The organism is Chryseolinea sp. H1M3-3 (assembly GCF_029360725.1).
Taxonomy (GTDB): Bacteria; Bacteroidota; Bacteroidia; order Cytophagales; family Cyclobacteriaceae; genus Chryseolinea.
Genome location: NZ_JARKMY010000018.1, coordinates 28,201 through 43,543 on the forward strand (window position 1 = coordinate 28,201; position 15,343 = coordinate 43,543).

A 15,343-nucleotide genomic window follows, 5' to 3' on the forward strand; every position below is an offset into this window, starting at 1 on the left:
CATTAATAGTACCATTAAGTATTGTTTTCAAACCTTGCTGACTTGATATTTGAGAAATGAAAGAACTGATAGAATATATTTTGCAGTTTGGCAACTTGAACAAGCAGCAGATAGACTTTATTACAGGAAAAGCAACCGAATTGAACCTTCAGAAGGACGCGTATTTTTCGGAAGCAACTAAAATTCCAAAACAAGTGGGGTTCATTGTTGAAGGTATTATTCGTGGTTGTTACTACAACAACAAAGGTGAAGAAATCACACGTTGTTTTATTGGTGAGAATAATTTAGTCGTCGACTATGTCAATTTCGAAGCTAATACTGCGTCCTCTGAATATTTGCAAGCAGCTACCAATTGCAAGTTGGTTGTCTTTTCAAAACAAAATTGGGAAGAGCTTTCCAATACCATCGTAGGTTGGGACAATATTAAAAATAAGATGGTTCAAAAATGTCTTATTATGAAATCGAGAAAGAGCCCTGTCATTTCGCAAGACGCGACGACTCGGTATCTGGAGTTTATGGAAAATTATCCGTCACTCATCAACCGCGTTCCTTTAGCATACATCTCTTCTTATTTAGGCGTTACGCAACAATCCTTAAGCAGAATTCGAAAGAATATCCGCTAAATCCTTTTTACCAAATGGTAAATAATTTCATTTTCGGCAAGGCAACCTTTGTGATGTCAATTTCAAAACAAAGGGAAAATGAAATCAATTTTAATTACAGGAGCTAACAAAAGTATCGGCTACGAAACAACCCGAGCCCTATTGCAAAAGGGCCATTACGTTTACCTGGGTAGCCGGGATTTACAAAAAGGTCTGCAAGCTGTTGAAAAACTGAGAGCCGAAGGGTTAACGAGCGTCGAAGCCATTCGAATCGATGTGACCGATGAGGACTCAGTAAAAAAAGCACGCGCCGTTATCGGCAGAAAAACTGACGTCTTAGACATTTTGATAAACAACGCAGGTATCAGTGGTGTTAGATTTGGCCATGATGGAAATTCCCTTCCTGAGACAAGGAATGCCATCGAAGCAAGCATTGATATTTTCAAAGAAGTGTACGAGACAAACGTCTTTGGCGTGGTAAGAGTGACGCAGGCGTTTTTGGATTTACTCAAAAAATCAGCTGAACCTAGAATTGTAAATGTAAGTTCAAGTGTTGGCTCGCTAACACTTCAAAGCGATGCGAATTGGCCAGCGTATCAATTTGGAAAATTTGCTGTCTATGGTTCTTCAAAATCGGCGTTGAACATGTACACGGTCCATTTGGCTTACGAGCTAAAAGAAACCGCATTCAAGGTAAACGCAGTCGACCCGGGTTATACAAAAACAGATTTCACCAATCATCAGGGAACAGGGACCGTGGAAGATGCTGCTGCCCGTATAATTAAATACGCCTTAATAGATAAGGCTGGGCCAACCGGAAAATTTTTCAGTGAAGAAACGAATCCCGAGTCAGGCGAGATTCCTTGGTAATCCCAAACATACCAAACCGCTAAACACAACAAACTCATTGCAGGAAGAAATATGCAACAACCGCAAAAAATATGAGATGGTTTTTAAAGACAACAAACCCTAAAATATAACCTAAAAACCTTACTGACGGTAACTCTCCGGACGTCGTTCCCGATATTTCATTAGCCATGTAACCTTTGGCTTGTGTTATTTTCGCTGTGCAACTACTACGCCGGTACGCGTGCCGATTATAAGTGCACACAAACACATCGTTGAATAGCGGGACGAAATTTCATTTATTCGACACTCCCCTCTCCGTTCGGCATTACCTAAGTACCAACGGTACGCATACTGGCTATAGAATGGGGCAATTAAGGGTAATCGTTTTTGACGCAAAACAATCTTTTTAAATACGTTTTATGGGAATGGTTTTTTACTTTTAATTTCTATATTCCCGAAATAAATTTTTGTACTACCGATAATCAACTACAATGAATAAACCTAACGGAATGAAAGCTGACGCTTCACGGAGAAAATTTATTAAACAAAGTGTGATTGCCTCCTCTGTCTTTATTGTACCCCGGCATGTGCTCGGCGGTGTTGGATTTACTGCCCCCAGTGATCAACTTGTTATTGCTGCCATCGGCTCAGGTGGAAAGGGTACCAGCGATATAAAGAACGCTTCTGTAAACGGACGCGAAAAAGTGCTGGCATTGTGTGATGTGGATTTTTCAGGCTCTGCGAAGCGGTCGGTCGAGAACTTCCCTAAAGCAAAGTTATACAATGACTACCGTGTGATGCTCGACCAGGAAAAGGATATCGACGCAGTAACCATCTCTACGCCCGATCACGTACACGCGCCAGCGGCTGTTTATGCCATGGACCGCGGTAAGCACGTATATGTTCAAAAACCTTTGTCACACAACATCCGGGAGGCGCGCATTCTCACACAGATGGCACGCCAGAAAAAGATCGTTAGCCAAATGGGTAACCAGGGTGCATCGAACCCGCTGTTGCGAAACGTACAGGCCTGGGTCGATTCAGGAAAGCTTGGTAAAATTTCGAAAGTGCAAATTTGGACTAACCGCCCGGTATGGCCACAGGGTTTTGCAATGCCGGCGCCTGATGAGAGTAAAAAGCCCAAGGACTTGTACTGGGATCTCTGGCTCGGCCCCGCTGAGTTTAAACCTTATACACCTAACCTTCATCCCTTCAACTGGCGTGGCTGGTGGGATTATGGTACCGGAGCTTTGGGTGATGTAGGTTGCCACCTTATTGACATTCCCTTCCGCACGCTTGGGTTAAAATATCCTACCGATGCGGAGTGCAGCGTAGCCTCCGTATATTCACAAATGTGGACAGCGGATTATCATCCTGAAGGATGCCCCCCGTCGTCGTTCATCACCATTCATTTTGCCGCTACGGATAAAAGCAAATCGCCTATAGAAATGACCTGGAGTGATGGCGGTATCCGGCCTTCACATCCGGAGATTGTTCCTGCAGACCACGATATCGGAGGAGCCAACAGCGCTAACGGTGTTTTGATCATAGGTGAGAAAGGTCTGATCTCCACCAACATCAACGACAGTTCGCCGCTCATGCCGAAGCTGTACTTAAGCGATGGTACAACTGAGGTCGGAAAGGAAACCACACCAAGCGACGAGCCTGAATACGGACATCAGCGGAAATGGGTCGATGCCTGCAAAGCTGGCTTTGATAGCAAAGAGCATAAGGCCCTCACATCGTCGTTCGATTATGCAGGCCCGATGACCGAAACTGTACTGATGGGTAACCTGGCTATACGCAGTTATATGCTGAGAAAGGAAAACGGCAAAGGTCAGATGGACTACTATGGACGCAAGAAATTATTGTGGGATGGCGAGAAAATGAAGATCACAAACATGGAAGAAGCCAACCAATTTGTAGGAAGAACGTACCGGAAGGGATGGGACGTATAGCCTGATGGTGGCATCGAATGTATTTGTACTGCTCACAGATAAATCCGTTTTTAGAACGGATTTATTTTTTTGTCTGATGAACAGATGGACAACAACACTTCTTTTTTGAAAGATTATACAAAGTTTCTAAAACCATTCCGTGCACGCATTTATTCTGTTAATTTTGGCACTTTAACATGATTATGAGCGCATTAAAAGTCAATGAGTATTTTGAAGGCAACGTAAAGTCTATTTCGTTCCAGGGACGACCTTATAGTTCCACCGTAGGCGTGATGGCACCAGGGGAATATGAATTCGGCACGGGCAAACCCGAAATCATGACGGTTATCTCAGGAGAATTGGATGTAAAACTTCCTGGAAAAGATGAATGGAAAAAGTTTGCAGCAGGTTCAAAATTTGATGTTGCTGCCAATAGCAAATTTCAATTAAAGGTGCTGCAGGATACGGCGTATCTCTGCGAATTTGTTGGCTGAATTTGGTATCATTCAATATATCCTCGTACCTTCTATAAAAAGTTATTGGGTGACTGACGCCCTCGTAAGTCATACTCGATAGATAACGATGTCACTTCGGTTGTATACAACAGAAATGAATTTAAAAGAAAAGTATAAAAAGGATATCGCAATTATTATGTCGAAGCGACATAGTAATGGAGGAGACTTATGGGCCACAAAAGAAAAGAATATTGGCAAGGGCAGCCCTTTCTCTACCAAAGAGGTTGCATTGATGCTAGTCGAATTGGGGTTCAAGAAAAACGATCTGATAATAAAGGACATCGCTAATCTGATCTTCGAACATTTACAATCTGACGGCCGGTTCAGAATATGGGATACGGGTGCCATCTACCCTTGTCACACCATTGGCTGTTTAAGAGTGTTATGCTATCTGGGTTATTCAAAAGATAAAAGATTAACTAAAACATTTGAGCATCTCTTGAATACGCAGCAAGAAGATGGAGGTTGGGTGTGTAACAAATTTAGCTTTGGACGAGGACCCGAAACTAAACATTCTAATCCGGGACCTACCTTAGAAGCTTTAGACGCATTTCGCTTTGTTGATACAGCCACAATAAACCACAAACGGATAAAGCAGTAAAGTTTCTTTTATGGCATTGGGACGTTAAGAAACCGATCGGGCCATGCCATTATGGAATGGGTACCTTATTTCATAAAACTGAATTTCCTTTTTTCAGATATAATTTATTCTATTACACTTTCGTATTGTCTTTTTACCAAAAAGCCGCTAAGGATAAAAGATTTAAAGAAGCACTCGCCCTTTTAAAAAATAAATTGCAGGACGGTGACATGGTAGTGGAAAATCCAAACAGGGCCTTAATGGATCTCACCATCTGTAAAAAAGAACAACCGAGCTCAATAGCAACAAAAAGGTTTAAGGAAATTACCAAGAACCTAGCGTAGTTCCGTTAAAGAATCCCATCCTGTCAACAATTCTATCAACCAGGCTTCAGCTGGGCCGGTTAATAAAGTATTGTCAAAAGAACTTCCCTAAAAAAAGTTTAAGGCGTTAGCATAATAGTTTTTTCTTATTAACTTTGTAATACAAAGTACTTTTAACCTCATTATTAAACCCATAAAAACAAGCATCACTATGAACAACAAATCAATTGTTTTGGATATTGGCAGTTGGCTATTTGGCATTATAGTTTTTGCCATCGGCCTGGTGAATACTTTCTGGGGAAATGACCCAGGCTTTGGAATTTTTCTGCTCCTGCTCTCTTTTGCATACTTCCCCCCCATAAATATGATGATCCGGGAAAAGCTTGGTTTCTCAATTCCGGGAATCGTAAAAATTGGCTTGGGACTTTTTATCGTCTGGGCCGCATTAGGTGTCGGCGAACTTTTCGATAAGATAGATTTGATGATCGCTGATATATAAAACTCATCCATAACAGATTTACATGTGTTACGGTAGATTTAGTGATCGTTAAAAATTCTACGACGACAAAGCAAGTGATGTATTCCAGTGACATAGGTTAAAACCCTCACATTTACCATCCGTCGAGGAACGTCGCTATTGAATTGGGATTGGTACACCTTCGGAGGTTTACCTGTTATACCTGTATATTTCTTATATACTATAATTTTTTGGTTAGCGGTTGGCAGCTGTTAACCTACGATTACACGTTGCCTACGCGACACGCTTCTGTTCCAAATAAAAAAACCGTTTAAAACGTCCGCTAGCAAACCACCAAGGTGAGTACCGTGGAAATGTTGCAGGTTTTCAGCCTGAAGACAGGAAACATTTTTTTACGGCCTGACAGCTTTTTGCGGATGATGGAGATAAGTCAAAAAAGGTCATAGCATGCAAAATTCGACTAATTACTATCTTTGGAGCATAAAAGTTCCTACATTCTTATTACACATTCTTTATTACCTTCTTATTGATTTTAATGCGAGCGGCGGGCGTGCTATATTAGACCACCATTATTAAAACACGTTTATGGCCGGAGCTACAAGCACGCTACACAAAAACATCGGAGGTGCTGTCGGAGACCTTATCTTTCGCAACTACAATGGTAAAACCATTGTATCGGCTCGCCCCGTTTATAAAAATGAAACCAATACAGAGGCACGCAGGCAAGCGCGCTCCCGTTTCAGCGACGCCGCCCTTTTTGCTAGCCACGCTATGCAAAATCCAAAGCAGAAAGCGTACTATCAGCAAAAAGCGAGGCAACTAAAGCTTCCGAATGCCTATACTGCAGTGATAACAGATTATCTGCGAAAAGCAAAGGCCACAGTGATTACCACCTCCAGCTTTAGTGCACGAAAGGGAGATACCATCGTCATCAGGGTGTCTAAATCGGTTTTTAAGATTGCCAGCATCAAGGTCATGGTATGTGATCAGCAGGATAAAGTACTAAGCGAACAGGCGCTGACCGGAACACAGGATCAGAAGATATTTCATTTCACATTCACGGAGGACTTCCCCGATTTCGACAAGCTTAAGATCACAACGGATGAGCCAGGCGACCAGGAGTACACCATTCATCGTTCAGGCTTTATCATCCGCACGATGCCATAACAAATACCGCATTAAACAACCGTAACGTCTAAATAACGCCTGTTGTAAAGCCAAAAAATGAAAGTATACACCCTCCCTGACGACATCACAACTATCGGAAAAAAATCCGATAGCATTATATTTCATCGTTACGATGCGCCGGTCGGAAGCTTTCAGGGAAAAAGTATGCTCAGCAAGCATGCCATTAGCCTCGTGATGAGTGGAGAAAAAACCATGCACTTCGCAGAAAAAAAAGTAGTCATCAAAGACGATGAATTTCATTTTCTTTCAAGGGGCAATTGTTTAGTTACCATGAAGCTATCAGACAAGATTCCGTTTAAAAGCATTTTAATATTTTTTGACGATAAGGTGTTGCTGGACTTTCATTTAAAATACGCTGCTAAAATATCCCGACTTAAAAATTCAACGACACCAACTCCTGAACCCTACATTGCTTTTAAAAAGGATGCTTTTGTTCTGAATTTTATTCATTCACTAAACCTGCTCCTCCTGAATGCATCAAGTATCTCCAGCGAGATGAAACAAATAAAGTTTGAAGAGTTGATGTTGCATCTGCTGGAAAAGTATCCTCATCAAATTCTCGCTTTTCAATCTTCGAAGAGAACGGACTTCAATGATTTTGAAATCAGAAGAGCCGTCGAAATCAATGTTACAAACAATATCAGTCTGCAAGATTTAGCGTTTTTGTGCAACATAAGCCTGTCGACATTCAAAAGACGATTTGAAAAAATATATGGAATGCCTCCCAACAAATGGATGGTGCGTAAACGAATGGAAATAGCAAAAGAATTTCTTCTCCATGATCGGCAGAAGCCAAGCGAGGTATATCATCAGGTGGGCTATGCCAATCATTCTAGTTTTTCACAATCCTTTAAGCAAACTTTTGGCGCCACTCCCAAAGCGTTTCAGGAACAGCAATTGAACCGAAAGCAATAACTATTGACTGAAAAGCCTTAACACCAGCGCGTCACGCTCTTGTATTTTTGCATCATAAAACAACTTTTAATACCTAATGATATGCAAACAATACAGGCGCTAAATAAAGCCATCGTTACACGGTTCAACAAAGAATTTATTGAGCAAGGTGATATGAATTCTTTTAGAGCCTTGGTGAGCGAAGACGTAATCAATCATTCCGCTCCTCCTGGTATGCCAAACGGACCCGAGAGCATGATTAGTTTTATCATACAAACGTTAAGGAAAGGATTTCCAGATATTCAAGTTGAAATTCTTGATCAAATAAGTGAAGGCGATAAAGTATCAACCCGGAAAGTAATGCGCGCAACGCACACCGGAGATTTCATGGGCATTCCGGCTTCTAATCGACGCGTAGCCATTCATGTTATTGATATCATCAGGTTAAAAGATGGCAAATACGTTGAGCATTGGGGTATGAGTAATCTGGCTGAGATTGTAAAAGAGATTTCCTAACTTACCCCAATCAGAGACGTTTGAACCGGTTGTGTACCCAACGAATTCCCTCATCTTTACTGTCAGGATCATTAGAATTAGCGGTGTAATGCTTTGCTATAAACACTAAATTAATCCCTGATCTATCCATTCCACCAAAAGAAATAACGGACTGGACTAAACACAAACGTTAAATTTGTTTAACGGATGGCATTTGTGATCGCCCTTTTTTATCAAATATGATATGCGGCGTTATACAAGCGAAAGTTCTGTACTTGAGGTTTTCACTGCCGCATGAATTCCTTACATAGCTTTGATAACCCCATAACAGGATAATATTGGCAATCCAAAATCGGTGAACTTTGAGCGGTGCGGTACAGTCTTTCCATAATAATATTATTTCTTTGTTTTGGCGGGATAGCGGGGATCTTCTGGCATCAGGAGTATCGCTATAGTTTGCCCACACCGGTTCCTGCTAACTATAAGGCAGTTTTGGTAGGACAGCCTGTATCTAGCCAGGAGTTTGACGCAGTGCTTCCCCAAGGGCCGCTGTTTCTTCACTTTTATAATCCCGATTGCCCCTGCTCGCGGTTCAACGCCAGGTACCTTAAATCATTGATCAGAACCTACGAGGATAGCGTTCAACTTTTCATTGTTGTCCCCTCCGAGAAAGCAAAACATAAAGCCCTGCGGGAATTTGGGAAGGACCATCAATATTTTATTGACGAAAATGGAAAATTAGCTGCGACATATGGCGTATATGCAACACCTCAGGCCGTGCTCATAGACCGAAAGGGAAATTTATTCTATCGTGGTAATTACAACAAGTCGCGTTATTGCACGACAAGAGCGACCAACTATGCAGAGCTCGCGCTGATCGCGTTGTTGAATAATCAACCACCACCACAATTTGAATTTTATGCAACCCAGAGTTATGGGTGCGAACTTCCAACCAACGAAAACGAAAGACAATTTAATTTCTATTAATACCATGGCAGCAACAGCATTGACGGCAGCGGAGAGGAAGGCGATATTTGAGCCCATGAAGAAAAAGTCAGACAGTTTTATGCTGTCTGCCATCATTGCCCATTTCATATTCGGGATCTTTTTATCATTCTTTTATGATACCTATCTCGTTGCCATAGGTGTGGGCGGTCTATGTCTCGCTTCTTATTTTATCACAAAAGCGTTGTTGCCTTCAAGCAATCTCTATCAATATATTTTAAGTGCTGTGCTGGCAATTTTTACTGCCCAGTTCATTTACCAGATGCACGGCCTTTTCGAAATGCACTTTTTTGTTTTTGTTGGCTCCACGTTGCTGATCACGTACCAGAACTGGCGCCTGCAGATACCGCTCATAATTATGGTTGTTATACATCATGCAAGTTTCGCCTACATGCAATACTTAGGGAACACCGAAATATACTTCACACAATTGGAATACATGGATCTGCAAAGCTTCATGTTTCATGGGCTCCTGGCTGGAATAATTTGTGCTGTCTGTGCCTACTGGGCATTTGGGATGGAGGAGAAAACAATATCTGAAGCCACCAACAAAATTGCATTGGAAGAACAGTTGAAAAACGTTAAAAGTAATATTGCCTTCGCAGAGCAAATCAGTTCAGGGAACTTAGCAGTGGAATACAGCGAAGGGCTCAAACGGGACGAACTTGGTAAAGCCTTAATTACTATGCGCGATAACCTGTTGCAAGCGAGTATCAAGGAAAAGCAGGAAAAATATATTACCGTTGGCCTTACCCAGGTTGGAGACATTATACGAAACAATGCCGATTCCTTGAAGAATATGGCCGAGGATTTTATCTGCACCGTGGTGAAATATATGGGTATGAATCAGGGTGGTTTATTTCTTTTGGAAAATGAAGGAGAATCAGAATTCCTCAATCTCGTTTCCTGCTATGCCTTTGATCGTAAGAAATATATAAACAAAAGGATTGATATTGGTTCCGGACTTGTAGGTCAATGTTTCCTGGAAAAAAACATTATTTATATGACCACCGTTCCACAGGGCTATGTGACCATCAGCTCTGGGTTAGGGGCAGCGTCACCCAATTGCATTGTGATTGTTCCTATAATGACCAGCGAAGAAATTGTTGGCGTAATGGAACTGGCATCGTTTAAACCATTGGAACCCTATCAACTTGATTTTTTGCAAAAAATATCTGAGAACATTGCGTCATCAATTCTTACATCGCGCACGACAGAACGTGTAAAAAAATTACTGGCGGAGTCACAGCAGCAAACGGAAGAAATGCGCGCGCAAGAAGAAGAGATGCGCCAGAACATGGAAGAGCTACAGGCTACCCAGGAAGAAATGCGAAGAAAAGAGTTACATCTGCGCAAAGTGCTTGACGAAAGTCAGGTTAAAGCAGCGTTGGGACAGGTTTAAATTGGAGGTTAAAGATTACCACAAGTCTGGTTGCTGCCTGCAATGGCAGATTTTAATCGTATTGGTAATCCTGACCAAAGTCATTCCTGTACACATGTTTTATCATATTTAAAAGATGGAAATTCGTAAACCTTTGTAATTAAAGCGAAGTGACGTGATCCAAGACAAAGAGAGCATTAATTCGATGGGTCTTAAGGTGGCAGACCATGTCACTGCCATGCTTGCTTATTGGGATAAAGATCTCGTTTGTCGTTTTGCGAACGCCGCCTACCGCGAGTGGTTCGGCAAAACCAGAGAGGAAATGGTGGATAAGATCACGCTTCCGGAGTTGCTAGGCGCCCTGTATGAAAAAAACCTTCCTTACATTCTGGGGGCACTCGCTGGCAATACTCAGACTTTTGAACGAGAAATTCCAACGCCAACGGGTGGCCTACGGCACTCGCTCGCTAACTATTTTCCTGATATTGAAAATGGCGAAGTAAAGGGATTTTTTGTGCATGTGGCTGATATCACCCGCATTAAGCTATTGGAAAAAGAATTAACATCTTCCAATGAACAAATAAAAGAACAAAATGGACGTCTGTTGAGTTTTGCCAATATTGTTTCTCATAACTTAAGATCCCATGCGGGTAACCTAAAAGCAATTCTCGGATTTTTGAACGAAGCAAAAGATGATACAGAAAGACAACCTCTATTCAATTTTTTGGAAAATATTTCAAAGGGATTTAGCGAGACAGTAAATCATTTAAATGATATCGTTGCAATACAAAACCAGCAACAACTAAAGCTAGAAGAGATCAATCTTTACAACTTCGTCGAACAAGCATTAAACATTCTTGCTGTTCAAATCTCGACCAGTAATGCTGACGTGGTTAATCATGTTGATAAGCAAACCGCGATCTTGGCGAATTCAGCTTATACGGAAAGTATCGTACTGAATCTTCTCACAAATGCCTTGAAATATCGACACCCGGAAAGAAGGCCAAGAATTAGCCTCGCGTGTACTACCGATAAGGATTATGTTACGTTTACGGTTACCGACAATGGACGCGGGATCAATTTAGAAAAATACCGGAAAGATCTTTTTGGTATGTATAAAACTTTTCACAAAAATCCTGACGCAAAAGGCATCGGGCTTTTTATTACCAAAATGCAAGTAGAGGCTATGGGAGGATATATTGATGTTGAAAGTCAGGAAAACCACGGCACATCCTTTATCATCCGTTTTCCCATCGTACCTCACGGGAGGTCTATTCAATATAATGCCGCCTAAGGACAGGGAAATACAGCATCATATATCAGTTAGCAACCGGCAAAAAATTAAGATAGTGTTCGTAGTACTGCATGATGTTGCGAACGTATACCCGTGTTTCATATCCGCGGCAATGACCATACTTTACAACAGGATCGGTGTAGTATTTTCGCGAACCCTTGTTCAATAGCATAACCTCTACGTTGTCCGACCAAACATTAGGATTCATTTTATATTTGACGGCCAAGGCACGGGCATCGAATATGTGACCGATACCAGCATTATAGGCTGCTAAACTAAATTTAATTTTATCTTCCTCAGTGAATTCTGGTTTGTCAAAATGATTGTATATCCACCGGAAGTATCGGGTGCCTATGGCAATATTCAAGTCTGGGGAGGCCAGCTTGGTAAAATTAATTTTATATGTTTTTGCAACAGATGGCATCAACTGCATCAAGCCATACGCGCCTACCGGAGAAACAATGTGCGGTCTGAAGCGGGATTCCTGATGAATAATGGCCGCAATTAGTTTCCAATCGAATTGCTCTTTAGCAGCATGTTGTTTTATCAGGGAGTCGTATTTTGAGATGATACCTTTCCGGATCACAGGCATCTCATACTTTAATTTTTCTTTGATAAAGGCTGAATGATCATTGTATTTCCTTAGCGTGAATTGATAATCTGACGAATGTTTTTGTTTCGCGTGCCAGGCATTGAAATGATCCTTGAGCGCAAGAGAATGAGGATTGAACGCAAAGGCTACAGGTTGTTCCCGCTGCAGAATACGATGTTCCGTTAAATGCGGAAAATACGAATGCATGATCAGAAAATCGTGTTTATCAACAACCAAGCTTGGATATTCTTTTTTTGCAACTTTTTCCAGCGCTAATTCTTTGCTGAGATCTGCTGCTAAATGATTAATTGAATCTCTCACATGCTGAAGCACGGAATCATTTTCATGCATCCAAAAATGAAGCGGCGAGTGATGAATAACATTCATCGGAGCCCCGGCTTTTTTTGAATCAACAGCATTGCTGCCCGACGTCGCCAAAATCACATCCGAATGATAAAGGGTATTGCTGAAGGGCGTAATCGAGTCCATGGCGGCGTTTACAAACAACGTTCCAATAGCAACATCAAAATTACCGGTGGCAATGCTGTCGTACATTTGCCGGTAATTCTCGACTGTTATGATATCAATTGCGAAATCACCCCGCTTGGCATACAGTTGAAGAAGCTCATATTCCAGGCCATGTTCTTCCCCGTCATACAAAAAGAAAGAATTAATGGAATGAAGCGCCAACACCTTTAATCTTTTTCTTTCCAGAGGGTATCGTGGTATGGCAGGTGGCCTTTTCAGAATAACGGGCACAGATGACAAGACAAAATTTTCGCCGCTTGAATCCGCCGAAACGTTAGTGGCTGGGATTAGAGATTCCTCTCGCATTGATTTGGAATTGCTACCACATCCAACCATGAATGATATGAAGGAAAATAAGGCAATAACCAATAGGAACCGTTTCATAAATGAATTCGCATTTGAGGACGAGAAAATTGTAATCGCTTATTGCCGGCCTTTATTCTCCAAATAGCAACCAACATGATCAAACCATGGTATTGCCACCATTAACTGTCATCCGTTGACCAGTAATAAATTTTGCTGCATCGGAAGCTAAAAACGCAACCATCTCTCCTATATCCGACGGGGCTCCCATTCGTTTCAATGGAACGTTTTCTGCATAGTCAAGTTTCATTTCTTCCGGATCATTATCATGCATTTCCGTAGGTATCCAGCCTGGCGCAACTAAGTTAACTGTAATCTGGTATTCCCCCAATTCATTTGCCCACGAGCGTGTTAATCCAAGCTGCGCCCCTTTCGCCGCCACATAATGGCTAAATCGCGGAATACCTCTTTCAAAGACTTCAGAACCAATGTTTATTATTCTGCCTTGTTTTCTTTGCTTCATGGAAGGCAATACTTGCTGCGCGAGAAGTAAAGGACTCTTAACGAAGAACTCAAAATGATCGACCATATCCTGCCACACCAGGTCTTCAATTGGCTTGTGGACGTGAATTAATGTGGCATTTAAAACAAGGATATCGATGGGTCCGAAACAAGTCGTAACGGATTCACAAAGCTTTTTTACTTCAACCTCTTTCGTAACGTCACCTTGAAATATTTCTGCTATTCCTCCCCCCTGCACGATTTCCTCTTGAACCGATTTTGCTTCTTCCATGCGGCTGAAATAATTAACCGCGACTTTCGCGCCGCTGTTACCGAGCGCCCTGCAAATGGCGGCGCCCAAGCCTCTGGAGCCACCAGTAACAAGCGCGACTTTGTTTTCTAAATTATAATCCATGAAAAGTTAAGGCGAAATTAACTTTCAATATGATATAATTTTCGCAAACAGGTTAGCACTATAAATCAAAATGTGTGAAGGCGTACGCGGAGATGTTTTATCAAAACGCACCACGTAGCGTTTGGAATGTCCAAAGAAGATAGGCTCGCCTTTGATTATAAGATTGGCTAATGCAAATCGAAAGTTCGCACTAAATCGCGGTTAGGTGTTTCGCTATGACAGTTTATACACCCTGCGCCTTTCACCTCAATGCTCACTACGGGCGTGCCATCCAGCTGGTATTCAGCCCAGAGCCAGCCAGCCTTTGCATTCACGTCAGTCGGCGCTTTCTTCATCACAGCAAAAATATACAATACGGAATTAAGGTACACTTCCTTGACAATTAGTGAACCATCCGAAAAACGTCCATTGGAAGGAAGCTCACCTTTATCCAAAGAACCATCTGCAATGGAATTGAATCGCAATTTGAATTCACCATGGGGACTTTGCGCAGCAGGAGCAATTGTGATACCGCCCTGATAATAAAATGGCATTGCATCCTTCACTTCTAAAAAGAGATCTTCATCAGTGGCGTCAATGTAGTCCGGATCATGAATGTCATGGTTCGTGCAGGCCTTTAGTATAAAAAAAGCCAAAAGGCCCGCGATGAAAAGTTTTATGCCATTGCTCACTCAAGAATATAACAATGGCGCACTGGCGGAGATGTCGGGCGCGTGACACTTCCACATATAAATACCAATTCGTTAACGGGGTCAGCTATGTTTAGCCTTTTCCTTTAACTCAGAAGCTTTTACTTTGACTTTGTTGCCGCTAACATCCATATAGTACAAACCGTCGCCTTCTTGCAGCAATTCTTCTCCGTTTGGTCCAACTTTGTTCTTTAACAGATAATAATTTGATTTTTTATCGAGAGCGTTGAAAGGCACCACAAACTTTTCATTCGCGGGTAGGTCAAGTTTTTCGTCGGTTACGGTTTTGTCGAGTTGCGTTGCAGCCCTGTTACGGACTTTACCCTTTTCTTTGTTCGTTTCAAAGTCAACCTTGGCTAAAGTAGTGTCCTGCGTTTGGGCATTTGCAAATGAGAAAACGCACAGCATGGCCACACTACACGCGGAGATAAATATTTTTTTCATAGGCACGTTACGTTCTGATTAAAAAAGATACAGAAAATGTCGTACCAACTTTATCGAAGACTGTTGTATTCAGCCCGACTTTAAATTTGCCTTACAAAACGCATGTGTAAAAAGTTTCCCATTTCTGGCTGCCGATGAAAGTCCACAATGTGATTTAATTTGCCCACAGCTACCCGGAATGCGTTCGCAAAAACCTATTCATCACAAAGGAGTTTGTTTTTTGATATTGAATATTGTTCAATGATCGATAACACAAAAACCTCGTTTGATTAATCAAGTTAACGCTCACTTCCGACAATTTAAAAGATGTTGTAATCGCTCCCCCGCGAC

Annotated in this window: 16 protein-coding genes; 12 read left to right on the top strand and 4 right to left on the bottom strand. The window is 41.8% G+C overall.

What is annotated here, in order from left to right:
• Positions 1-56: 56 nt before the first annotated feature.
• From P2W71_RS24155 to P2W71_RS24210, 12 genes are all read left to right on the top strand, one after another.
• Positions 57-623, top strand: coding sequence for a Crp/Fnr family transcriptional regulator (locus tag P2W71_RS24155; RefSeq protein WP_276373984.1), 567 nt, complete (start codon positions 57-59; stop codon positions 621-623).
• A gap of 78 nt (positions 624-701) precedes the next feature.
• Positions 702-1,472 (top strand): SDR family oxidoreductase, encoded by a 771-nt coding sequence (locus tag P2W71_RS24160; protein ID WP_276373985.1) that lies wholly within the window; start codon positions 702-704, stop codon positions 1,470-1,472.
• A 470-nt stretch (positions 1,473-1,942) separates the two neighbouring features.
• Positions 1,943-3,409 (top strand): Gfo/Idh/MocA family oxidoreductase, encoded by a 1,467-nt coding sequence (locus P2W71_RS24165; protein WP_276373986.1) that lies wholly within the window; start codon positions 1,943-1,945, stop codon positions 3,407-3,409.
• 182 nt (positions 3,410-3,591) lie between these two features.
• A complete protein-coding gene (locus tag P2W71_RS24170; RefSeq protein WP_276373987.1) occupies positions 3,592-3,882 on the top strand; it encodes a pyrimidine/purine nucleoside phosphorylase in 291 nt (96 codons plus the stop codon).
• A gap of 115 nt (positions 3,883-3,997) precedes the next feature.
• Positions 3,998-4,504, top strand: a complete 507-nt coding sequence (locus P2W71_RS24175) for a hypothetical protein (RefSeq protein ID WP_276373988.1) — start codon at positions 3,998-4,000, stop codon at positions 4,502-4,504.
• Between the two features lie 513 nt (positions 4,505-5,017).
• Complete coding sequence (locus tag P2W71_RS24180) at positions 5,018-5,305, top strand: hypothetical protein (RefSeq protein ID WP_276373989.1); 288 nt, start codon at positions 5,018-5,020, stop codon at positions 5,303-5,305.
• Positions 5,306-5,869: 564 nt separating this feature from the next.
• A complete protein-coding gene (locus P2W71_RS24185; RefSeq protein ID WP_276373990.1) occupies positions 5,870-6,451 on the top strand; it encodes a hypothetical protein in 582 nt (193 codons plus the stop codon).
• Positions 6,452-6,508: 57 nt separating this feature from the next.
• On the top strand, positions 6,509-7,387 hold the full coding sequence (locus tag P2W71_RS24190; protein WP_276373991.1) for an AraC family transcriptional regulator: 879 nt from the start codon (positions 6,509-6,511) through the stop codon (positions 7,385-7,387).
• Positions 7,388-7,468: 81 nt separating this feature from the next.
• The gene (locus P2W71_RS24195; protein ID WP_276373992.1) at positions 7,469-7,882 is read left to right on the top strand and encodes an ester cyclase; all 414 of its coding nucleotides are present in this window, start codon (positions 7,469-7,471) and stop codon (positions 7,880-7,882) included.
• Positions 7,883-8,230: 348 nt separating this feature from the next.
• A complete protein-coding gene (locus P2W71_RS24200) occupies positions 8,231-8,848 on the top strand; it encodes a thioredoxin fold domain-containing protein (RefSeq protein ID WP_276373993.1) in 618 nt (205 codons plus the stop codon).
• Positions 8,781-10,268 carry a GAF domain-containing protein gene (locus tag P2W71_RS24205; protein WP_276373994.1) on the top strand — a complete coding sequence of 496 codons (1,488 nt, stop codon included), beginning with the start codon at positions 8,781-8,783 and terminating at the stop codon, positions 10,266-10,268. Before P2W71_RS24200 ends, P2W71_RS24205 begins: the two co-directional genes overlap by 68 nt.
• Before the next feature lie 154 nt (positions 10,269-10,422).
• Positions 10,423-11,541 carry a PAS domain-containing sensor histidine kinase gene (locus tag P2W71_RS24210; RefSeq protein ID WP_276373995.1) on the top strand — a complete coding sequence of 373 codons (1,119 nt, stop codon included), beginning with the start codon at positions 10,423-10,425 and terminating at the stop codon, positions 11,539-11,541.
• A 25-nt stretch (positions 11,542-11,566) separates the two neighbouring features.
• On the opposite strand, the gene P2W71_RS24215 is transcribed toward P2W71_RS24210, so the two are convergent.
• The 4 genes from P2W71_RS24215 to P2W71_RS24230 all read right to left on the bottom strand — a co-directional run bounded on the left by P2W71_RS24215 (position 11,567) and on the right by P2W71_RS24230 (position 15,013).
• On the bottom strand, positions 11,567-13,045 hold the full coding sequence (locus P2W71_RS24215) for a transglycosylase SLT domain-containing protein (RefSeq protein ID WP_276373996.1): 1,479 nt from the start codon (positions 13,043-13,045) through the stop codon (positions 11,567-11,569).
• Between the two features lie 79 nt (positions 13,046-13,124).
• A complete protein-coding gene (locus P2W71_RS24220) occupies positions 13,125-13,880 on the bottom strand; it encodes an SDR family oxidoreductase (protein WP_276373997.1) in 756 nt (251 codons plus the stop codon).
• Between the two features lie 167 nt (positions 13,881-14,047).
• Positions 14,048-14,515 (bottom strand): cytochrome P460 family protein, encoded by a 468-nt coding sequence (locus tag P2W71_RS24225; protein ID WP_276373998.1) that lies wholly within the window; start codon positions 14,513-14,515, stop codon positions 14,048-14,050.
• Between the two features lie 117 nt (positions 14,516-14,632).
• Entirely contained in the window at positions 14,633-15,013 is a 381-nt protein-coding gene (locus P2W71_RS24230) for a hypothetical protein (RefSeq protein ID WP_276373999.1), read from the bottom strand.
• Between the last annotated feature and the right edge of the window lie 330 nt (positions 15,014-15,343).